The 21,413-nt window shown below is 41.2% G+C and carries 25 protein-coding genes; 19 read left to right on the plus strand and 6 right to left on the minus strand.

From position 1 onward, the window contains the following. Nucleotides 1-72: 72 nt before the first annotated feature. Nucleotides 73-441 (minus strand): hypothetical protein, encoded by a 369-nt coding sequence (locus ACH6C1_RS11730; protein ID WP_374077282.1) that lies wholly within the window; start codon nt 439-441, stop codon nt 73-75. 137 nt (nt 442-578) lie between these two features. Between ACH6C1_RS11730 and ACH6C1_RS11735 the strand changes: the two genes are divergently transcribed. After that, a complete protein-coding gene (locus ACH6C1_RS11735; RefSeq protein WP_095223656.1) occupies nt 579-782 on the plus strand; it encodes a zinc ribbon domain-containing protein in 204 nt (67 codons plus the stop codon). Nucleotides 783-851: 69 nt separating this feature from the next. On the opposite strand, the gene pdxR is transcribed toward ACH6C1_RS11735, so the two are convergent. Then, nucleotides 852-2,312: a MocR-like pyridoxine biosynthesis transcription factor PdxR gene (gene pdxR / locus ACH6C1_RS11740; RefSeq protein ID WP_374077284.1), complete on the minus strand. Its 1,461-nt coding sequence runs from the start codon at nt 2,310-2,312 to the stop codon at nt 852-854. Between the two features lie 101 nt (nt 2,313-2,413). Between pdxR and ACH6C1_RS11745 the strand changes: the two genes are divergently transcribed. Together ACH6C1_RS11745 and ACH6C1_RS11750 are read left to right on the plus strand one after the other, a co-directional pair. Beyond that, entirely contained in the window at nt 2,414-2,578 is a 165-nt protein-coding gene (locus ACH6C1_RS11745) for a hypothetical protein (RefSeq protein WP_374077286.1), read from the plus strand. After that, nucleotides 2,544-2,936: a hypothetical protein gene (locus tag ACH6C1_RS11750; protein WP_374077288.1), complete on the plus strand. Its 393-nt coding sequence runs from the start codon at nt 2,544-2,546 to the stop codon at nt 2,934-2,936. Before ACH6C1_RS11745 ends, ACH6C1_RS11750 begins: the two co-directional genes overlap by 35 nt. Before the next feature lie 168 nt (nt 2,937-3,104). Here ACH6C1_RS11750 and ACH6C1_RS11755 read toward each other — a convergent pair whose 3' ends face one another. Further along, complete coding sequence (locus tag ACH6C1_RS11755) at nt 3,105-3,647, minus strand: TetR/AcrR family transcriptional regulator (RefSeq protein ID WP_374077290.1); 543 nt, start codon at nt 3,645-3,647, stop codon at nt 3,105-3,107. Between the two features lie 222 nt (nt 3,648-3,869). Between ACH6C1_RS11755 and ACH6C1_RS11760 the strand changes: the two genes are divergently transcribed. Together ACH6C1_RS11760 and ACH6C1_RS11765 are read left to right on the plus strand one after the other, a co-directional pair. Continuing rightward, on the plus strand, nt 3,870-6,050 hold the full coding sequence (locus ACH6C1_RS11760) for an MMPL family transporter (RefSeq protein ID WP_374077798.1): 2,181 nt from the start codon (nt 3,870-3,872) through the stop codon (nt 6,048-6,050). Nucleotides 6,051-6,211: 161 nt separating this feature from the next. Next, nucleotides 6,212-6,976 (plus strand): GTP pyrophosphokinase, encoded by a 765-nt coding sequence (locus ACH6C1_RS11765; RefSeq protein WP_374077292.1) that lies wholly within the window; start codon nt 6,212-6,214, stop codon nt 6,974-6,976. A 71-nt stretch (nt 6,977-7,047) separates the two neighbouring features. On the opposite strand, the gene ACH6C1_RS11770 is transcribed toward ACH6C1_RS11765, so the two are convergent. Continuing rightward, entirely contained in the window at nt 7,048-7,875 is an 828-nt protein-coding gene (locus ACH6C1_RS11770; protein ID WP_374077294.1) for a dihydrodipicolinate synthase family protein, read from the minus strand. 154 nt (nt 7,876-8,029) lie between these two features. Here ACH6C1_RS11770 and celB point away from each other — a divergent pair, with 154 nt between their 5' ends. The 8 genes from celB to ACH6C1_RS11810 all read left to right on the plus strand — a co-directional run bounded on the left by celB (nt 8,030) and on the right by ACH6C1_RS11810 (nt 15,143). After that, complete coding sequence (gene celB / locus ACH6C1_RS11775) at nt 8,030-9,343, plus strand: PTS cellobiose transporter subunit IIC (RefSeq protein ID WP_095223663.1); 1,314 nt, start codon at nt 8,030-8,032, stop codon at nt 9,341-9,343. Between the two features lie 168 nt (nt 9,344-9,511). Further along, complete coding sequence (locus ACH6C1_RS11780; protein WP_095223664.1) at nt 9,512-10,096, plus strand: hypothetical protein; 585 nt, start codon at nt 9,512-9,514, stop codon at nt 10,094-10,096. 84 nt (nt 10,097-10,180) lie between these two features. Beyond that, complete coding sequence (locus ACH6C1_RS11785) at nt 10,181-10,468, plus strand: hypothetical protein (RefSeq protein WP_374077297.1); 288 nt, start codon at nt 10,181-10,183, stop codon at nt 10,466-10,468. Nucleotides 10,469-10,693: 225 nt separating this feature from the next. Then, nucleotides 10,694-10,855: a hypothetical protein gene (locus tag ACH6C1_RS11790; RefSeq protein ID WP_374077299.1), complete on the plus strand. Its 162-nt coding sequence runs from the start codon at nt 10,694-10,696 to the stop codon at nt 10,853-10,855. After that, nucleotides 10,852-11,325, plus strand: a complete 474-nt coding sequence (locus ACH6C1_RS11795; RefSeq protein WP_374077300.1) for a GNAT family N-acetyltransferase — start codon at nt 10,852-10,854, stop codon at nt 11,323-11,325. Before ACH6C1_RS11790 ends, ACH6C1_RS11795 begins: the two co-directional genes overlap by 4 nt. Nucleotides 11,326-11,400: 75 nt before the next feature. Beyond that, nucleotides 11,401-12,387 (plus strand): LacI family DNA-binding transcriptional regulator, encoded by a 987-nt coding sequence (locus tag ACH6C1_RS11800; RefSeq protein ID WP_374077302.1) that lies wholly within the window; start codon nt 11,401-11,403, stop codon nt 12,385-12,387. Between the two features lie 121 nt (nt 12,388-12,508). Further along, the gene (gene hisD / locus ACH6C1_RS11805) at nt 12,509-13,783 is read left to right on the plus strand and encodes a histidinol dehydrogenase (protein ID WP_374077304.1); all 1,275 of its coding nucleotides are present in this window, start codon (nt 12,509-12,511) and stop codon (nt 13,781-13,783) included. Between the two features lie 40 nt (nt 13,784-13,823). Then, a complete protein-coding gene (locus tag ACH6C1_RS11810; protein WP_374077306.1) occupies nt 13,824-15,143 on the plus strand; it encodes a GntP family permease in 1,320 nt (439 codons plus the stop codon). A gap of 57 nt (nt 15,144-15,200) precedes the next feature. On the opposite strand, the gene ACH6C1_RS11815 is transcribed toward ACH6C1_RS11810, so the two are convergent. Together ACH6C1_RS11815 and ACH6C1_RS11820 are read right to left on the minus strand one after the other, a co-directional pair. Further along, a complete protein-coding gene (locus ACH6C1_RS11815; RefSeq protein WP_374077308.1) occupies nt 15,201-16,211 on the minus strand; it encodes an STAS domain-containing protein in 1,011 nt (336 codons plus the stop codon). Nucleotides 16,212-16,482: 271 nt separating this feature from the next. Beyond that, nucleotides 16,483-17,331, minus strand: coding sequence for a YitT family protein (locus tag ACH6C1_RS11820; RefSeq protein ID WP_374077310.1), 849 nt, complete (start codon nt 17,329-17,331; stop codon nt 16,483-16,485). A gap of 232 nt (nt 17,332-17,563) precedes the next feature. On the opposite strand from ACH6C1_RS11820, the gene ACH6C1_RS11825 reads away from it, so the two are divergent. The 6 genes from ACH6C1_RS11825 (at nt 17,564) to ACH6C1_RS11850 (ending at nt 21,298) form a co-directional block, all read left to right on the plus strand. Continuing rightward, nucleotides 17,564-18,562 carry an acrylyl-CoA reductase family protein gene (locus ACH6C1_RS11825; protein WP_374077312.1) on the plus strand — a complete coding sequence of 333 codons (999 nt, stop codon included), beginning with the start codon at nt 17,564-17,566 and terminating at the stop codon, nt 18,560-18,562. Between the two features lie 117 nt (nt 18,563-18,679). Beyond that, complete coding sequence (locus tag ACH6C1_RS11830) at nt 18,680-18,820, plus strand: hypothetical protein (RefSeq protein WP_374077314.1); 141 nt, start codon at nt 18,680-18,682, stop codon at nt 18,818-18,820. A 142-nt stretch (nt 18,821-18,962) separates the two neighbouring features. Further along, the gene (locus ACH6C1_RS11835) at nt 18,963-19,829 is read left to right on the plus strand and encodes a GAF domain-containing protein (RefSeq protein ID WP_374077316.1); all 867 of its coding nucleotides are present in this window, start codon (nt 18,963-18,965) and stop codon (nt 19,827-19,829) included. Between the two features lie 316 nt (nt 19,830-20,145). Further along, nucleotides 20,146-20,271 (plus strand): hypothetical protein, encoded by a 126-nt coding sequence (locus ACH6C1_RS11840; protein ID WP_374077318.1) that lies wholly within the window; start codon nt 20,146-20,148, stop codon nt 20,269-20,271. Continuing rightward, a complete protein-coding gene (locus tag ACH6C1_RS11845) occupies nt 20,268-20,738 on the plus strand; it encodes a GNAT family N-acetyltransferase (RefSeq protein ID WP_374077320.1) in 471 nt (156 codons plus the stop codon). The genes ACH6C1_RS11840 and ACH6C1_RS11845 overlap by 4 nt, the downstream gene beginning before the upstream one ends. Before the next feature lie 23 nt (nt 20,739-20,761). Beyond that, on the plus strand, nt 20,762-21,298 hold the full coding sequence (locus ACH6C1_RS11850; protein WP_374077322.1) for a nucleotidyltransferase family protein: 537 nt from the start codon (nt 20,762-20,764) through the stop codon (nt 21,296-21,298). The last annotated feature ends 115 nt before the right edge of the window (nt 21,299-21,413 follow it).

Raw genomic sequence — 21,413 nt, forward strand, 5'->3', positions numbered from 1 at the left:
AAGAGGAGTATGGCCGATAGGGACTGACTCCTCTTTTTTATTTGACTACTATGAATGGGAGAATAAGTAAATTCAACCTAGCATTTTATCTTTTAGTTTTTTGGCTAATCGAATAGCGATTACCTGAGGAATCAAAAATAGAACACTAGCAAAGATTAATAGTTGATTTGGAGTTAGAGGCTTGAAGTAGCCTCCCCAGTCTTCATTCCATGCCATTTGGCTAATGAAATAAAATGATATTATTACCGATAAAATATTACCGATTATAAGATAGATTGGATGGCTAAAAAGTTTCCCTAAGAAGGAAAGAAGTAAAGTTGCCACAAGCATAAGTAAATAGCCAAGCATAGAACGGTAAGTAAAATCTTGATACATCGAATTATAAACATAAGGAAAACAGTATAAACAAACTATTAGAATACCAACTACTGCTTTTTTCATAGTTTCACTCACTTTATGTATTATATTAAATTTGTTAGATTTCATATTGTATCATTTATGTAATGATTTGGATATAATTTGAAACCTTGATTCTACTTTCTACGTATAATTAATAAAAAATAAAGGAAGTGACATACATGCAAGAAAGAGGCTGTGTGAAGTGTGGCGGGACAGAAGTTTCTGAAAGGGAAGTTGCGATGACAGGAACTGGTCTATCGAAATTATTTGATGTACAGCACAATCAGTTTCTTGTGATTTCTTGTACGCAATGCGGTTATTCGGAATTTTATAATAAGCAATCTTCACAGGGCAGCAACCTTTTGGATCTATTTCTTGGTTAAAAGCTATCCGATTAGGGATAGCTTTTTCCTTGGCATTGAAAAACATATCCCTATAGGAGAGCCGAGTTGTTAGAAAGAAGGCGAAGAAGAGCTTGCTGGCTGCATTGCTTGCATAATTTCACAGAGAATCATAACGCCTTCCTGTAATAGCTTTTCATTAGCATAGGAGTAACTAAGGCGAAATGTACTATGTTCATTTTCAATGGCAAAGCAAGCTGAACCGGTCAGGAAGGAGACATGACGCTTGGTCGCTTCATATAAAAGGACATTACTGTCCAGCCAAGTGGGCAGCTGGATCCAGACATTCAAGCCGCCTTTTGGAATATGCCATGTTACGCCATATGGTGCCTGCTCTGACAGTACTGCTAGCACGGTATCACGACGTCTTTTCAAAGCAGCCCGCAGCCGTTTTAAGTGCTGTTCCATCTTCGTTGAGTCCACTAATGGAAGTATTACTTTTTGAGGCAGGAGCGGACTGCCCAAATCCATATTTGCTTTTGCGGCATACAGTCGTTTGAAGATTGATCCTGAAGCCGCGATAAGGCCGATCCGGCATCCAGGTGCAATTGTTTTACTTAACCCTTTTAAATAAATGACATGTCCTGTTTTATCCATACTTTTGATTGGCAGCGGGGGCTTGCGGTCAAAGTAGATATCACTGAATGGATCATCCTCCATGATCAGGCAATGATGGCTCTCTGCGATGTCGAGCAATACTTTACGACGCTGCAGCGGCATGATAGTTCCAGTCGGGTTATGGAATGTTGGTGTTGTGTAAATCAGTTTTGGTTTGTGTTTTTCACATAAGCTATGGAGCATATCTACGCGCATGCCATTTTCATCAACCGGAACTGTAAGGATTGTTGCGCCGCGGCTGCGGAAAACATCAATGGCACCTGGATAGGTCGGTGCTTCCATGATGACAACATCTCCAGGGCCGATAAACGTACGGGCGACAAGGTCGATACCTTGCTGGGATCCGCTTGTGATCAGCAAATTTTCTGGCGTGGTTATGATTTTGGATTTCTCCATGTTTTGAACCATTTTCTCACGTAGTGCCAGATCTCCCTGTATGCCGCCGTACTGCGAAAGAATACGAGGATTTTGCATAAATACTTGTGCGATCAACTGATCCATGTATTGATTCGGAAATAATGCCGGATCGATCATGGAGGAGGAAAAATGGTAGCTTGCATCCGAATCCTGAAAACGCGCATATTGGGAACGGTGCAAATAATCGGGTATGCTCAGCTGCCAGTCAAAATCCTGTCCAGGTATATTTGGTTCTGATTGCTGCTGTGTTTTTACATATGTGCCTTTTCCCTTGCTTAATTCTATAAATCCATCTTCTTCAAGTTGTTTGTATGCTTTCATAACAGTTACAAGACTAACCTCGAGATCTTTGGAAAGCTGTCTCACTGTCGGCAGCTTGGTTCCGCCAGTTAATAATCCGGAGCGGATCTTATCTACGAAAGAAACATATATTTGTTTGGAAAGCGGAATAGCTTCATTTTTATTGATTGTAATCATATAAACTGCTCCTATGTGTTATAGCTTGTTATAGTGTGCTGTTAGTATAGCATGTTTCTTGTATACTAGGTGCTAGATGAACGAGGGAGCAGGTGGATGACATGACAGAAAAGCATTATTTAGCCGCTAATAAAAGACTCAAGCAAGGTGATTATGGGAGCAATCCGTTGTGGATTCTTGCTGAACAAATAGATGAAAATGAGCTGAGAAAAGTCTATTTTAGACAGATGCATGAGTGGAAGGGACAGAAATACTGGCTTATATAAGACAAAAGATGATTGTCTTGGTATAAAGATAGAACGTCGAAAGGAACTTGTCCTACCGCATGTTACCAATAAGTTTGTGTATGAATTGGAATGTGCTGATGTAAGACACTCTTATGAAGCTCTCTTCCGCTTTGTAGATGAGCAACTGGGTTATGGAGAGAAGGTAGAGCTATATACTTGCTGGGATGGGGAAGAAGATGCTGACCGACTTACAGTGTGTGATACTGTGATTCAATTGGCTGCTGGTCTATACATTTCCGGAGGAGCGTCTTTTCCGATAAGCAGAGAAAATCAGATAGCTGATCTGGCTCGGAAATTCAGATGGCGTGATCGGCAGTATGTTGTGATACAACGTTGATAGAGAATTACTTTTTTTATAATTTGCATTCATTGTATCCAGACTTATGCGCAAATCATGCTCTTCTATGGCCTGAGCTTCATCTGTTCCATCTGCTGTCACTTTAAAAGTTTTATGTTATATATACTTAAAAAAGAGAAAGAGCATCAGCCTTTCTCTCTTTTGCATTCACTTCTTTAGAGCCGAACTAGGAAGGGAATCTATGATCATTGCCGCGACGGACTGAGGAGACTCTTGCAAGTCATTCTTGAACCACTGGATGATGATACTGAACATGCCGCCTGCTATGAATAACACCTCTGAGTGGTTCAGCTTTTTACTGAAGACGGTATCTGCTTGCGAAAGGCGACTGATTGCATGTATGAAATAATCAAGAATCACCCCATGCGTATTAGCGTTTATCTGACGTTGAAGGGAAGTCGGATTGGCAGCTATTCCAGCAGTAATGTCTGCAATGACATCCTGTATATTATCTGTTGTGTTTATGTTAGAGAGCTGCTCTATTGCACGCTTGATACTTACTTCTACAGATGCATTCATCACATCATAAATTGTGTGGTAGTACTTGTAAAACGTAACCCGGGCAACTCCCGCTTTCTTACAAATCTCCGTTATCGTGATATCTTCAAGGTCGTTTTCTTCGAGTAATTGATTCAAAGCTTCCATGATATATTGCTGCGAATACAAACTATCCTGTCTTGATTTCCTCAAAAACTAACACTTCCTCTCGTTCTGTTCGTTTTATGCTCAAAATATCACATATTTATTGAAAGATATTAATACGTTAGTATACATTACAAATGTAAGTACAAACGTTAGCGTTAATAGTGATGCAAGTTTATCCGAATGTGTAAGCAGAGTCAAATGCGCTGTGAACACAGCAACTTATACTGACATGTTTGTATGCAATAGAAGACATTGGAGGAGATTACAATAGCAAAACTTCTATATAGGTTAGGGAAATGGGCAGTAAACTATAAGAAAAGCGTCGTATTCGGAGCATTGGCACTTCTTATCGCTTTAGCTATCGTAACTGTTAGTTTTGGAACGGCTTTTAATGAAGATTTGAGTATTCCGAATACACCTGCGGAAGAAGCCAATGATTTGCTGAGAGAAGCATTCCCTGATTCAGAATCAGGAGCGCAAGTACAGGTTGTATTCAAAGCCTCGGATGGTGAGACACTCGATTCCGAGGAATCCAATAAAGTTATTACAGATATGCTGAACAGTATCCAAGAAGATGATTCGGATGTTGTCTCCGTAGCAACACCAGTTCAGCTTCAGAATCTAAATGAAGATAAAACGGTTGGTTACGGTACAGTTACGTTTAAAGATGAAGCAGCAGAAGTATCACAGAAGTCAATTGATAATGTGACGGAGAAAGTCGAAGAGACTCGCGATGCGGGAATTCAGACGGAACTAACTGGTGATGTAGAATTTTCCGGCATGCATTTGGGTGCTGGCGAGATTGTCGGAATCATTGTTGCCTTCCTTGTGCTGGCGGTGACATTCACTAGCTTCCTAGCAGCAGGTATGCCAATTCTATCAGCATTGATTGGATTGGGAATAAGCTTGCTGACAATCGTGATCGGTTCCAACTTCTTTGAAATGCAGAATGTCTCGCTGACGCTAGCAGCGATGCTCGGTATTGCGGTCGGCATAGATTACGCATTGTTCATCATGACACGATTCAGACAGCAGCTGGCTGAGGGTAATTCTGTCAAAGAGTCAGTGGCGATTGCTATAGGTACTTCCGGCAGCGCCGTTGTATTCGCAGGATTGACAGTTATTATCGGTCTGTTGGGCCTTGCTGTAACAGGAATTCCATTCTTGACTGTAATGGGAGTAGCGGCTTCCATCAGTATCCTTTTGTCTGTAGTAGTATCGATTACGGTACTGCCTGCAATCCTTGGCATGCTTGGTCACCGAATTGCTCCTTCTAAAGGAAATCAATTCCTGAAGAAAATCACGCGGACGACAGAAAGCAAGCCTGGCAGCAATAAGTGGGGTAAATTTGTTACGAGAAGGCCATTGCTTGTTACATTTCTTGCTGTAGCAATCCTTTTGGTTATTGCTATTCCATTCACTCATATGAATCTAGGTCTGCCGGATGACGGAACAGCAAAACAAGAGGATACAACAGAACGGAAAGCGTACGATATACAGGCAAATGCTTATGGAGAAGGCTTCCATTCTACTTTAGTAGTTGCAGCAAAAATTGATGCAGATGAAAATGCCGAAGAAGTCCAGCAGGATTTACAAGCTGTCAGCCAAGATATCAGTGAGCTTGATGATGTAAAAACTGTCACTCCAGCAATGCCGAATGAAGCTGGTGATGTATTTATCATCAGTGTGACACCAGAAACTGGGCCAAATGACCAGGAAACAAAAGATATCGTAAATGAAATCAGAGACTTGTCCAATGAAGATATGGAATTGCTTGTTACAGGTACTGCTGCCGTCAATATTGATATTGCACAGAAACTGAATGATGCACTGCCAATTTTCGCATTACTAATCGTAGGGCTTGCATATGTCCTTCTTGTATTAGTATTCAGATCGATTCTTCTGCCGCTTAAAGCAGTTTTAGGATTCTTGCTTTCAATTGGCGCAACATTAGGGTTTGTTACATTTGTTGTACAGGACGGGAACATGATCAATCTGTTTGGATTCCCAGGAGAAAGTCCGATACTGGCCTTCCTGCCGATCATTGCGATTGGTATCCTATTCGGTTTAGCGATGGACTATGAAGTATTCCTTGTAAGCCGGATGCGGGAAATATATTCCCAAACACGTGATCCAAAAGAAGCAATACTAGCAGGTATGCGAGATAGCGGTAAGGTCGTCGTTGCAGCTGGGTTGATCATGATGTCAGTATTCGTCGGCTTTATGGTTACACCTGATGCGATGATCAAATCAATCGGGATGGCGCTGACATTCGGTGTCCTATTTGATGCCTTTGTTGTTCGTATGACGATCGTACCGGCTGTGATGTCCTTAATGGGCAATGCTGCTTGGTATATGCCGAAATGGCTCGATAAGATTCTGCCGAACATTGATATAGAAGGGGAAGCACTCCTTCATGATAAAGAAAAGGAAAGAAAAACAAGCTGATTAGGAAAAGAGATGCTCTCACGGAGAGCGTCTCTTTCTTTTTACAGACAATGTTCATAAAGATATACTGAGAAACTGAACAATCCTGCTAAAATGGAAACAGGGCAGGCCGTCTTCTGTCGTCATAACATTCTGTGCAGCAAGAAGAAAGGAACGTTAACATGCAGCCACTGACACATGAGAATTTATCGCAGCTTAAAGAACTAAAAACAGAACTTACAAGATTTACTGCCGTATACAAATTCGCTCTGGATGAAGTGAATACGAAAATCAATATCTTAAAAGAAGAATTTTCTATTATTCATGATTACAATCCAATCGAACACTGCAGTTCACGATTGAAATCACCAGAAAGTATTCTGAAGAAGATCTTTAAAAAGAATATAGATTTTTCATTGGAAGCAATAAAGGAAAATATTAAAGATATTGCTGGGATTAGAATCACTTGTTCGTTTAAGTCTGATATCTATGCATTGAGCGAAATGATTGAAAAACAAAAAGATATCGACGTAATAGAAAGAAAAGATTATATAAAGAACCCGAAGCCAAATGGCTACCAAAGTCTGCACCTCATCGTGAAAGTACCCGTCTTTTTGTCTGACCGGGAAGAAAGCGTGTGTGTGGAGATACAAATAAGAACAATCGCTATGGATTTTTGGGCAAGTCTTGAACACAAAATATACTATAAATATGAGAAAGATATACCCAACCGGCTGGCAAGCGAATTAAAAGCAGCGGCTGATTCTGCGTCCGTATTGGATGATAAGATGGAGAAAATCCATAATGAAGTGAAAGAGCTTAAGAATGAAAGCTTAAGCGAACAATTAGATGAAGTTCTCGATTTAAGCAGTTTGACTGCAACCCGGGACAAGATTATGCAGGGAATACTGCAGCAGCTAATAGACAAGCCAAAAAAACTAAACTAATTGCACAGGTAAGAAAAAGGTCCGTTCATGTAATTTGATGAATGGACCTTTTCTTTATCTGTATTAGTATATTAACTATTTCCGAGAGGTTTTCTGCATGTACCTAAATTAGTGCCTTGATGACCCAATTCCCTCTTTACATTAACAATGGGGGAACTATTGTAGATGGCGTTTAAGGTGACAGTTATATTATCCAGTTCTTCCTGTTGTATTGTCTTTCCTGACAACAGATTTTCAAACCATGATTGAATTTTAATAGGAGCTATATTGCCGGCAATAGAGGATAGACGCGTAAAGCCATATTGTATCTTTTGCTTAAGATCCCGCTCTCCTCCAGCGTAAATATAAAACGTTTTTTCTGATAGGTTATGCAATATATCGGAAGCTTTGTTTGGATTGCCCGCTTCTTTTAAGCCAATCACTGTTTCTAGTCTTGCAAGTTCAAGTACACTTTCAATGGATAAATCAAAGCCTGTACGAGCGGGGTTATTGTACAAGATTACTGGTTTCTCGGCCAAAGAAATAATACTTTTCGAATACATTAGCGCTTCGTGCTGAGTAGGTAAGAGGTAGGGAGGATAGCCTAAAAGAATGGCAGCAATATTGGTTTTACTGATTACACTAGCCAATACTTCAGCTTCAGACTGTCTGATGGATGAAACACCGAAGAAAATTTCCATTTTATTAATGAGTACTTCTTCGTTTTCTAACGCTGTTAAAAGCTCGATTTTTTCATCCAGATTAAGGCTATGCTGCTCACCAGTAGAGCCGCAAACTAGTACAGATCGTATACCTTGATCATATAGTCGTCGTATGTGATTAAGGGTATTTTTTGTGTCTAGTGTTTCGTCGCCTTGAAATGCCGTAGGGACAGCGATATGGTAGTTTTCCTTCAACATGGGCTTTAACTCCTCCTGATAAATTATAAGGATCTGCTGCTCCACCATAACCTAGTTCATCAGGATTTGTATAGAAGATAATTGGGCAGAAAAAACCTCATCATTTTGAAAGCGTTTACATAAACTGCTGTAAATCCGCTGAGGAGGTACAGTCATGAGTAAAGTGAATCAGTTCCTGGAGGAGAAAGTAATGCCTGTTGCTGCGAAGGTAGCGCAGCAACGACACTTGAATGCACTCCGTGATGGACTTATTTTATCAATGCCTCTTATCATCATCGGTTCTTTCTTTTTAATTCTTGCCAATTTCCCGATACAGCCGTATATGGATTTCCTAGCTGAGCGGCCGCAGCTTAAGGAGAGCTTATTGTATCCATATCGCGGCACGTTTGAATTGATGACTTTGATTGCCGTTTTTGGGATCGGCTATCGTTTGGCTGAGTCATATAAAGTGGACCCGCTTGCGGCTGGTGCTGTATCTTTATCAGCATATTTCGTCGGCACACCATATGTAACGTATATAATAGGCAAGACACCAGAAGGCGTGGATATTACCGAGACAGCTTATCAGACAGCGATGTTCACAAGTAAGGGACTATTCGTGGGGATGCTGATTGCGCTGCTTTGTACAGAAATTTATCGATTCATTGTACAGCGCAATTTGGTCATCAAGCTGCCAGACGGAGTACCGCCGGCAGTCGCTCGCTCTTTTACCGCTTTGATACCAGGATTCTTTGCGATCATAGCTATCTGGGTTATCCGCTTGCTCGTGGAAAACGTCGGTTCCTTCGGCAGTATCCACAACGTCATTACTGTACTGCTTCAAAAACCGCTCACATCCATCGGAACGAGTCTTGCTGGTACACTGATTATTTTCTTATTGATCACATTGCTTTGGAGTACTGGTTTACATGGAGCGACAATTGTCGGGGCAGTAACAGGGCCAATTTGGCTGACGTTGACAGCAGAGAACGCCAAATCCTTCGAGCTTGGCGAACCTGTTCAGCATATCGTCACGAACGAAATCAATGATATTGTCTTTATCGGAGGTTCTGGAACAACCCTGGGCCTTGTGCTGGCAATGCTATTGTTCGCGAAAAGTCAGCAGATGAAGCAGCTTGGCAGACTAAGTATAGGACCTGGTATATTCAATATCAATGAACCGGTACTATTCGGGATGCCTATCGTCATGAACCCGCTCCTGATTGTACCCTTTATAGTGACACCTCTCATATCGGTACTGATTACGTACTTGGCTATGGACTGGGGAATCGTTGCAAAGCCAATCGGAATCGTACCTCCGTGGACAATGCCGCCTATATTACAAGGCTATTTGATTACGGGCAGCATATCCGGGGCAATTCTGCAGATTGTCATCCTTATTCTATCATTCCTTATTTATTACCCATTTTTCCGACTGTGGGATAAACAAAAAGCAGCGGAAGAAAGAGCAGGAGGAGAAGAGCAGTAACTGCTCTTCTTGTTACATAGAAAACCCTAAATCTGAAGAAGGTGTGAAAAGATAAGGATTGTGGAATGGTAACTTAGGGAATCTTTCAATATAGAAAAATTGAAATATTTGCAGGAAATAGCACAATCAATCGAGAAACAAGTAGAAAAAGGCTATAGGAGGGGAATTATGACGACGTCGTACGAGGCATTAGTGGCAGAGATGGAACGCATTTCGACAGTGATACAGAAGTTTCCGGAAAATCTGCAAGGCAAGGTTTTCGACATAATGGTAAAGAGCTATCTTGGGGAGCAAGGTTTTGGATATGAAGCGGCAGCAGCAGAGGAACCAGAAACAGAAACAGTACAGCACATATCGGTCGTCGACTCCAATCGAGTCCAATCAATCAAGAAGCGTCCGATCCGCCGGAATAAGGACTCCTATAGCATGGTGAAAGATCTTGACCTGCTAGGTAAAAGCGGTGTGGAACCATTCCGTGATTTCCTGGAGCGATATGAAGTGAATTCCAATATCAAGTTCAATACAGTGGCAGTCTACTATTTGAAGAATGTCCTGCATATACCGGATGTGACAATCGATCACATCTATACATGCTATAAAAATGGCGAGCGGAAGGTGCCAGGCAATCTCAGACAAAGTATTACAGATACTTCCAGTTCTAAATATGGCTATATCAACATGAGTGACAATCATATTACACTCAGTGTCCTAGGAGAAAATCTTGTGGAGTTCGAACTGAAGCAGGAAGCATAATTCTAGTTTGAAGAAAGCGCAAACAAGGAATATATAATCAGAGCGTTACTGAATCATCACAAATGAGTGGAGGGAAGTAACAAGATGAAGAAAATGAATATTGGATGGATCGCAGGAGGAACAGTCGCAGTGGCCGCAGCAGCAGGTACCTTTTCATATTTAAAACGCAAGAAGGATGATCCGGACGTGACTGGATCGAATTTGCAGGGGAAAGAGCGAGAGGATAAGATTCCTAGTCCGGATGCGGAAAAAGACGACGCAGAGAAAGGCTTGACTGCATTGGACCACCATTATCGGGAAGAATGGGTGGCTAATACAATCACACCAACTGAAGAAGAGATCAAAGCAGCAGAAGAAAAAGTGAACAAATGAACCTAAGCCGGCTATGAACTTATCTCATAGCTGGTTTTTTGTGTGCATATGAACCACAAACAAAGATATTGTGTGGCGGTTTGGAATTATTTCAAGCTAGCCTTCCTATCTAGTCAAATTAATCCCTGTAACTATACGAAGCTATAATTTGTAAGATGTTCTTGGTTTTCCATATGTTTTATATCTATAATGGTATTAAATTTGAGATAGAGAGGTCATAATCCCATGACAGCAATATCCTTTTATACTGTTGCCATCATTGCGCTTATTCTGGTGATTGTGATAGGAGTTATCACCGGTATCTATCTAGTATTCAGAACGTACAACCGAAGACGGCAGCAGACATATTTGGCTGAATGGCAAGCAGCTCGGAGACAGAGAGAATGACAAAGTATCAAATTGTACCTATGACACAGCTACAGGCAGAATCGATTGCGAACACATGGAGATATGAAGGTATCTATGCTTTTTATGATATGGACCAAGATGAAGAAGACATGGCTGAATTCCTCGACCCTGCAGCCAGAGAAGGAAAAGTTTTTGTGGTGACACAGATGGAAGAGGTCATCGGCTTTTGCAGTATCGAATCAGAAAATGAGGAAGTAGAAATTGGATTTGGTATGCGGCCTGATCTGACCGGGAAAGGCAACGGGAAAGATTTTGTGTCATTTCTGGTTGATTACATCACAAAAGCATATCATCCGAAAAAGATCTGTCTTGCCGTAGCTGATTTCAACAAGCGGGCTATTACGTTGTACGAGCGAATTGGTTTCCAGCAGACGGAGTACTTTGATCAGTCCACAAATGGTGAAGTATATCCTTTTGTACGCATGATACTGGAAAGCAAAAAGGATTAGTTGCTGTTACATCCAGATTCTACTAGGATCAAAAACAAGCAAGACACCAATAGAAATCAGATATGGGGAATTTAAATGGAGACAAAAATAACGTCAGCTATCGAAGTCGCTAAATTAGCAAATGTATCACAGTCAACGGTATCACGAGTTTTTACACCAGGTGCTAGTGTTTCCGAAAAAACCCGGATAAAAGTAATGAAAGCTGCTGAAGAGTTGAATTATCAGCCTAATGCCTTGGCTCGCGGACTCATTACTAAGAAAACAAATATGATCGGCTTGGCTATGAAAGATATCCAAAATCCCTTCTACCATGAAGTGTTAGGTCTGTTTACTAAAAAGCTTAAGGAAAAGGGGTATTCCGTGTTATTTGTGTATACGGAGAATGAGGAAATCCAGCAAGAAGAGATCAACCATTTCCTAGAATACAATGTGGAAGCAATAATTGTGACTGATGCACTTTTGTCATCAAATGTTGTAACCCGTCTTAAAGCAAATAACATTCCAGTTATTTTATTTAACCGTCATGATAAGAATCTCGAGTGCCATTCCGTTGTTTGCGATAATGTAAATGCTTCAAAGAAAATAGGTGCCTACATTTACGATCTAGGAGTACAGGACATAGTATTTATCACTGGAAAAGTGAACACATCAACCAGCCGTGATAGACAGAAAGGTTTTACGGAATTCTTTAAAGACAAAAATACTGACATCACTATTTTGGAAGGCGATTACACCTACGAGAAATCTTTTTTTCTTACACGGGATCTGATTCAAAAAGGTAATACGCCGGAGGTAATATTCGGTGCAAATGATATAACAGCATTAGGAGCATTAGATGCCTTGAAAGAATGCAACGTTTACGTACCTGAACAAACAATGGTTATTGGTTTTGATGATATAAAGATGTCTTCTTGGCCCAATTACTCTTTGTCTACTTGGGCGCAGCCAATCAAGGAAATGGTAGAAACAACAATTGAATTGATTACACGGAAAGAAGAAAAGCATGGGCCCGAATTCATCAAATTAGAGGGCGAGTTCATTCACAGGACAACGACAAGATAAAATAGTTTGACAAATGAAAGCGTTTCAATTAATATACTGACTGTAGTTAATTTTTGCATACGTATGCAAATTCATGTTAGGTGTTTTGCATACGTATTCATTTCACTGGGAGGGATTTAGTATGGCTGTTTATTTTAAAAAAGGTAAAGTTGACGAAGATATTAAGCGTGATGATGAGAAAATTGCAGAGATAGTCAGATCAACGATCCAAAGGATTGAGGAGGAAGGGGACAAAGCAATCAGAGAATTGTCACTTCAGTTCGATAAGTGGACACCAGAAAGCTTCCGTCTTACAAAAGAAGAAATCGAGGAAATTTGCGCTTCTATACCTGAACAAACGAAGCAGGATATTGAATTTGCTCAGAATAATATCAGACGTTTTGCAGAGGAACAAAGAAAATCAATGAAAGATATTGAAGTGGAAACGATGCCGGGAGTTATTCTGGGGCACAAAAATATTCCGGTTGGCAGTGTGGGCTGCTATATCCCAGGCGGACGATATCCAATGGTTGCTTCTGCTCACATGAGTGTATTGACGGCTAAAGTAGCAGGCGTTAATAGAGTGATTGCATGTACACCACCGATTAATGGTGAAGTACCTGCGGCTACTGTTTATGCGATGCATAAGGCTGGAGCGGACGATATATATATCCTAGGCGGTATCCAAGCTATGGCGGGAATGGCAATTGGTACCGAAACGATGGAGCCAGTAGATATGATTGTTGGACCAGGGAATGCTTTTGTAGCCGAAACGAAGAGACAGCTGTATGGTCGTGTAGGTATTGATCTTTTTGCAGGTCCGACAGAAACACTAGTAGTTGCTGATGAAACAAGTGATCCAGAATTTATTGCGACAGATTTACTCGGACAAGGAGAGCATGGGCCAACTTCCCCTGGTGCATTGGTTACTACATCTAAAGAAATAGCTGAAAAAACTGTAGAAGAAATTGAGAGACAGTTAAAGATTCTTCCAACTGCGGATGTGGCAAGTGTCTCATGGAATGACTATGGACAAATAATCATTGTAGAAGATGAGCAAGAAGCGTTAAAAGAAGCAGACCGACTGGCTTTTGAGCATGTTGAGATACTTACTAAAAATCCTGATTTCTTCTTGGAGAACATGAAAAACTACGGCTGTCTATTCCTCGGACCTGAAACAAATGTTGCGTATGGTGACAAAGTTATAGGAACAAATCATACGTTACCAACTAAAGGGGCTGCTCGATATACTGGCGGACTTTGGGTCGGTAAATTTTTGAAAACGGTTACTTATCAACGAATCGAATCCAAAGAGCAAAGTGCCTTTATTGGGGAATATGCTGCTAGACTATGTCAGCTGGAGAACTTCGCTGGTCATGCAGAACAAGCATTACTGAGAGTGAGAAAATACAAATAACTAAGAAATCACACTTCTATTATGGAAATAGGTGACCACTATGTTAAGTATGATAGGTCTTATTGGTGGGTTAGTATTACTGACGATTCTAGTTATGAAAGGTATGAATCTGTTGGTAGTTGCACCGATATCTGCATTATTCGTGGCAATTTTGAATGGTATACCAATATTCCCTCAGTTTGCCGATGAGGGTCAAGTAGATTTTATAACCGGATATATGGATGGTTTTGCCGGATTCATTACCTCTTGGTATCTTATGTTTTTGGCCGGTGCTATTTTCGGGAAAGTGATGGAAGATAGCGGAGCAGCTGATAGTGTTTCGCATTGGATTATCACAAAGATAGGAATTAAGCACGCTGTACTTGCAATAGTACTCGCATCTGCTGTATTGACATATGGCGGGGTTAGTTTATTCGTAGTTGCATTTGCAGTATATCCGATGGCGGTCAGCTTATTTAAGGAAGCGGATTTACCAAGAAGGTTCATACCAGCCGCATTGGCGTTCGGCTCTACCACATTTACAATGACATCTGCAGGATCACCTGAGATACAAAACTGGATCTCGATTCCCTTTCTCGGAACAAGTCCTTATGCAGGGTGGGAAGTCAGTATACTGACAGCTGTATTTATGATTGTCTTTGGGTATTGGTGGCTGATGAAAATGATCAGAAAAGCCACTAAAAAAGGGGAACGTTTCATTGCAAGAGATGCAGATCAAATAGAAATAAGAAAAGATCTCCCGAATCCGTTAAAAAGCATAATTCCATTATTAATAGTTTTAATTATTGCTTTTGCTTTCCATAATACATTAGCCCAGTCAGCATTGATTCTTGCTTTGCTTGGCGGGATTATCTCTACATGGTTATTAAACAGAAAGTACTTTAGGAACTTCTGGAATGCTGTGGGCGAAGGTACGACTGGAGCAATTATTGCAATCGGTAACACGTCAGCAGTAGTCGGTTTTGGCGGAGTTGCAAAGATAACCCCAGCATTCGATGATGCAGTGAATTTTATGACTAGTATTCCAGGATCACCATTAATAGGCGGAGCATTAGCTGTAATGGTTATTGCGGGATTGACTGGTTCATCATCGGGGGGCCAATCGATAGCCTTGCCAATCTTGGCTCCGCATTATTTGGATATAGGAGTAGATCCAGAAGCTCTTCATAGGACGGTATCAATTTCTTCCGGTACTTTAGATTCTCTGCCGCACGGAGGTTATGCCGTTACTACGATAAGAGCGATTGCGGGAGAAACACATCGAGATGCATATCCCGCATTTGGAGCAATGACAGTCATTGTTCCATTAGCAGCAGTTATCCTAGCTGTATTATTATTTAGTTTGGGATTAGGCATTTAGTAGTTGTCCGCATAGATACAAAAAAGAGCCCCTTCATTATTGAAGGGGCTCTTAGCATTAGATGATCTGTTTACCCATTTGCCCTAAAGCATAATGAATCCCGTGCTGCAATGTTTGGAAACAGTCGAATGTTGCAAGTGAGATGCCGGAGTTGGTAATTTGTAAGCCAAGCTCTGGTGAAATTCCGACAAGTAATGTCTGCGTACCAATCAAGGATGAAGCCGATCCAACCTTGCTGATAAGGTTCGCGGTATACTGGCTGACGTCCTTATCCAGTCCTGTCAAATCAAGGAGCAGGTATCTTGCTTTATATGCAGGCAAATTCTCGAGCGTTTTAAATAGCAGCTCCTCGGATCGCTCTTCGTCATATTTTCCAATTAAGGGAACGACAACAACATGATCCAGTACAGGAATGATCGGGGATGATAAATCACGTACCAGCTTTTTCAATTCCCTTGTCTTATCTTCGACAGTCGCTTCCAATTCCATGATTTTCTGTGATTCTTTTTTCCGTGCTAACTGATGGATATTCTCCGAAACCGTAACTTCTGAAGGGAAGTAATGGATGATAGTACTTTCATAGCCCTCCAATTGATAATGCTCTACCTTATACCATACATTTGTTCCGAACATACCGCTGAAGATGCCAGCGTAATGGGCTGGCAAGAAGCGGCCGCCTTCGGTTTTTCCTTGAGCAATGTTTATTTTATGTTCCCAGCTGTCAATCAGTTCTGCTGTAAGTGTATGTTTTTCCGGATCAAGATCCTTGATGGTAGTCCTGCCCCAGCCTGCAGAAGCATACGTGTTCGTGATCAGTTCTGCAGCTTGATGAATTCCGACATCAGGTTTGTTTTCGAAATACTCTCCGACAACAAGACCCTGTCGATACCCTGTTGTTTCGAAAACAAGATTGGATACCTCTTCTCCTGAAATCTCCTCTATCGTGTCAAAAAGTTCACGCATAGCACTGGAAATCCAAAAGAGAACTGCATCCTGATCTTCATATATGAATCTGCCTTTATCCAGTTCCCAACCAAACTGGAGGCCGCCAATTTCTATCTTGTCCAATGGTTCCGTACTCCTTTTTCGGGCGAATTATAGTCCAAGTATCATTATAAATTTTATGTAGATACAATGCCAGTTCTTTGCTGTCACGCAGTAAGTCTTATACTATCATTTCTCTTTATCGTGCCAATATACTAACAATAGCACATATTATGGATGGTTGCTGGAATGCAATCCAATACGATTTAGAGTAATACGTACGATAATTCCCGTTGGCTAACTGCACAGGAGATATGTATAAAATAAGAGCGTGCCGAATGGACACGCCCCTGACTCATTTTGTAATATCCATAAATCCTTCACCGAAAACGTCTCGTACGTCGTATAACGTAATGAATGCTTTCGTATCGATAGAGCGGACTATTTTCTTCAATGGAAGCAGTTCCTGTTTATTGATGACAACATACAGAATTTCTTTCTGGTTCTGTGTATAATACCCACGTCCTTCCAGCAGCGTAACACCTCTGTCGAGCTGCGTGGAAATTGTTTTGGCGATCGTATCTTTCTGATTGGAAATGATGAACACAGCTTTCTTTGGATTTAACCCTTCAATCACGAATTCCATTACCTTAGTTGCGATATATAGCATAATTACAGTAATCAAAAGCTTCTCAGTACCGATGATGAACCATGAAGCTGCCACTACGATCAAATCGAAGAACAGCAGGGCAAAGCTAGTGTTCCAATCAAGATACTTATTCGCAAGACGGGCAAGAATTGCAGTGCCTGCTGTCGTGCCGCCTACTTTAAGTACAAGTCCAATGCCGACACCTGCAAATAAACCGCCGAAAACTGCGTTTACTAGTACTTGATCAGAAGCTATTTCCCAGCTCTCAGTTATATGAAGGAAAATAGAATTGAGTATGACGACGATAATTGTATAAAAAACGGTCTGTTTGTCTAGGAATCGATATCCTATGATAAGCAAGAGTCCATTCAAAATTAAGTTCATGATACTCGGAGCCCAGCCAAGAGTATAAAATAAAATTATAGTAACACCTGTTACACCGCCTTCACCCAGCTCACTTGGAATAGCGAAGATATTCACTGCCAGGGCAAATAGAAAGGATCCAGCTATGAGGAATACGAGGTCTTTGAGGAAGTGCTGCTTTATCTGTTTCATCTGATAACCCCCTTTTATAATGTTGTTTCTTCTCTGATAGACCACGAGATTATATCACACTGCATTATAGCTTGCCATATTACTTGACAAGATTCTAAAAGAATATCTGTCGGTTTCATTGCAGATAAAAATAGGGTAATGGAATTTGAAAAGTGAAATATTTAGCAAAATGCGCATAAATTGTGTCTGGTTATGAAAAAGATTAGTATGTAGATAGTAGGAGGGTATGCAGATGAATGAAACATTTAAAGCGTTAATTGCAGATAAACAGGGAGAAGACTTCTCGGTCCAGGTGAAGGAATTGACCGTTGACCAGTTGCCGGAGGGAGAAGTATTAATCAAGGTCCACTATTCTGGCGTCAACTATAAAGATAGCCTAGCAACGATACCAAATGGAAATGTAGTGAAGTCTTACCCGATCGTACCGGGAATAGATTTAGCTGGAGAAGTTGTCACTTCCGAAGATGAGCGGTTCCAGCCGGGTGATCAAGTGATTGCCACGAGCTATGAAATCGGGGTTGCTCGTCATGGTGGTTATAGCGAGTACGCAAGGGTGCCAGCCGAATATATTGTCCCAGTGCCGGAAGGGATGACAACGAGAGAAGCAATGATCATTGGTACAGCAGGGTTTACAGCTGCACTTTCCGTTCAGCGCTTGTTGGAGAATGGTTTGAATAAAGAAAACGGTCCAGTACTTGTTACAGGGGCGACCGGAGGAGTCGGAAGCTTCGCGGTAGCTATATTGTACAAGCTTGGCTTCGAAGTAGAAGCAAGCACAGGTAAACTAGAGGAGCAGGAATACCTCAAGGAGCTTGGAGCTACCCGTATTATTTCGCGTGATGATGTGTATGACGGCAACCTCAAACAGCTTGCCAGCCAAAAATGGGCAGCAGCAGTCGATCCTGTTGGCGGGGAACCTTTAGCGGCGGTCCTCAGCCAGCTCAAGTATAATGGATCTGCTGCAGTGAGCGGATTGACAGCAGGAGGTAAGGTTCCGACTAGTGTCTTCCCATTCATCCTGCGCGGAATCAACTTGCTTGGAATCGATTCGGTCTATTGCCCGAAACCAACTCGTGATAAAGTATGGATGCAGCTGGCAACCGCTTTTAACCCAGGAGATTTGGAACGATTCGTTATAGAAGAGCTGACACTGGAGCAATTGCCAGATGCATTACCTAATTTATTGAAAGGTCATGCCCGAGGCAGATACCTTGTCCGTATCGGAGAATGAGTGTGACATTTGTGTGTCAGTGAAATTTGAACTGTTTGTGAACATCGTCACAAATTGTTTTCCTCTGCGATCAATCATGGCATAATCATAATCAAATGACTATGTGAGGTGCACAAAATGATTTATCTATTAATTGTGTTCGCGGTGGCTTGTGTTGTTGGCTGTTTTGCAACTTGGATGAAGATGGTCAAACAAGACGAAAATCAATTTGCAAATGTGACGGAAACTCAGACAGAAGCATATAAAAAGGCTAATTAAATGTAAAAAGCGCGCTGTTAATCAGCGTGCTTTTTTTATATGACAATATTACTAACTTTTCTTCATAAAATGGGTTATAAGATTAGCTGATTAGGGTAAAGGTATGATATTCGAATGATGCTTAAGGAGAAAGGTACTGGAAATGAAAACAGTTGCGGAGATGACCAAAAGTGTAAGTGCTTTTGATAATTTCGATCAAGCGGCACAGGGTGTGCTGGATATTATCAGTGAATTCGTGAAGATTAATACACTATTTATCGCTAAAAATGATAGCATTCATAATGAAATCATCAAAGTTGTAAATCAGAAAGAGACGCTCCTGCAGGAAGGCGAAAAGCTTCCATTCAGTGAAACATTATGCAAGCTTAGTGTGGATCACGGGAGAAAAATACTAATAATTCCCGACTTGGCGAAAAGCGAACTTTCTCAATCGCTTGAGATAGCAAAGAATCTTGGAGGCGGCAGCTTTATCGGGATTCCGATCTATTTTGAGAACGGACAGAATTACGGAACCATTTGCGGACTTGACTCGAACTCATTTCCGTTTACAGAGGAACACATCCGATTATTTGAAACGATGGCTTCGCTTATGACTTTTGTACTTGAGCTTGATAATGCAAACAAGCAGATACAAAATTTATCAGCACCATTTGTTCCGATTACTTCTGGGGTAGCAGTGCTTCCGATTATCGGATTCATCAATGAAGATAGAGCAGAAAAAATAATTCAGCTATCTCTGCAAAAGAGTCTGGAGCTGAATTTGGACTATCTTGTCATCGACTTATCTGGTATTTCACAGATTGATCATGTGGTGAGCAGCTCACTGCTAAAGATAGCCACCTTGCTGAAGCTTATCGGGGTGACCCCTATTCTGACCGGATTCCATCCGGATTTAGCATTGAAAGCATTATCTCTGCAGATGGAATTAAAGGACATTCTTATTGAAGCCAATTTGGAGCGTGCATTGAATAAGATCGGATTAAAATTGGAAAAACGTGATAGTTTGTAAACCAGACAAAGATATTTGTCTGGTTTTTGTATTAGGTTGGGACCAGATTTGAATGAATTTGTCAATTTATGGAAAGGGAGAAGTGTAGCGCTGTTAACAAGTTTCATCTTAGCTGGGGTTTTCAGCGGCAGGCTGGCTTCTTGGTAAGTCTTATGCATTTGTTTCAGGAGGCATTATCTATCATGCTATCAAGCTACAAATGCAGGAACAAGGAAAATCTACGGCGTTTTTGTATTTCTGTATACCTTGTATTCTCTATACATTTGTTTGGATAATGGTAAAATAAGGAGGGTACCTAAACAGAAGGAAATACTGCTTGTTGATCCAAGTATTGCAGGAGTATGCGCGTTTACATAGTACGAATCAGATTCCGGAGCATGACGGAATGGCTCTAAGTAACGAGCCGATTTTCGAAAGGAAAGCATATGAGGTGGAAGTATGAGAATCAGGGAAATTGAAGAAAAAGATAATCAGCAAGTCGAGCAGCTGATTCGGACTTGCTTAAAGGAGTTCGGTGCCGATAAACCTGGAACAGCTTGGAGTGATCCAGATTTAGGTCGTTTCTATTCCTTGTATCAGCAGCCAGGTTCGAAGTATTGGGTTGTGGAAGAGGAAGGAACGATTGTTGCCGGATGCGGTATTGGTCCGATCGAAGGACACCCGGAAGTTTGTGAGCTCCAGAAGATGTATACAGCCAAGAATACACGCGGGACAGGCATTGCACGCGATTTGCTGCAAACAGTACTTACTTTTGCTAGCAAGCATTATAGTCGCTGTTACTTGGAAACGCTGAGCAACATGACTGCAGCAAATCGTTTCTATCTGAAGACAGGCTTTCAGCGTTTGGACAGGCCTCTGAGCGAAACAGAACATTATGCTTGTGATGTTTGGTATATCAAGGATTTATAATGTAACGAAAGGAAGGCGAACTCTTGCACGTCAAACCAATCGTAACGCTGCTGGAAGCGAATGAGATTGTTTATGCTGTTGGGGGTTCATTGCTGCTCTACTTAAAAGGGCTGCCAGTTAGTCCAAATGATATGGATATACTAGTAGAGCCTGAGCAGTTTGCCCGTGCAAAAAGAACACTTCAAAACATAGCGGTCATATCGGAAGACAAGCTGCCGCTGGACCGGTTTCAAACGAAGTCATGTACAACCTTCACTATGTCAGATGGTTTACAAGTGGACTTGATGGCAGGTTTTGCCGTTTCCTATGGAGGTAATGTATTAGAGATGCCTTTTACTGCTGTAAGGGATCAGACAATTGCCGGTGTACTGCCGCTAAGCAGTATGGAGGCATGGTACATTATGTACTGGTTGTTGCCCGGAAAAGAAGGGAAACGTTCTGTAATGGAGCAATACTTCCGCAGTAGCGGGCTAAAGGATCGGCATTATTTACAGCAAGCACTCGAATTTGAATTACCGGAAGGTGCCTCCGCGGCAATTCAGGATTTATTAACAATATGAAGAAACAGAATTCAATTTAAGTCAAAATAAATTCATAACAACTACTTGAAAATCCCTTTCTAAAGGGATTTTTTTGTTTGTTAACAAAGCTGTGACGATTACGCCACAAATTGTT

It is taken from the genome of Terribacillus sp. JSM ZJ617, assembly GCF_044383785.1.
In the GTDB taxonomy this organism is placed as follows: Bacteria; Bacillota; Bacilli; order Bacillales; family Amphibacillaceae; genus Terribacillus.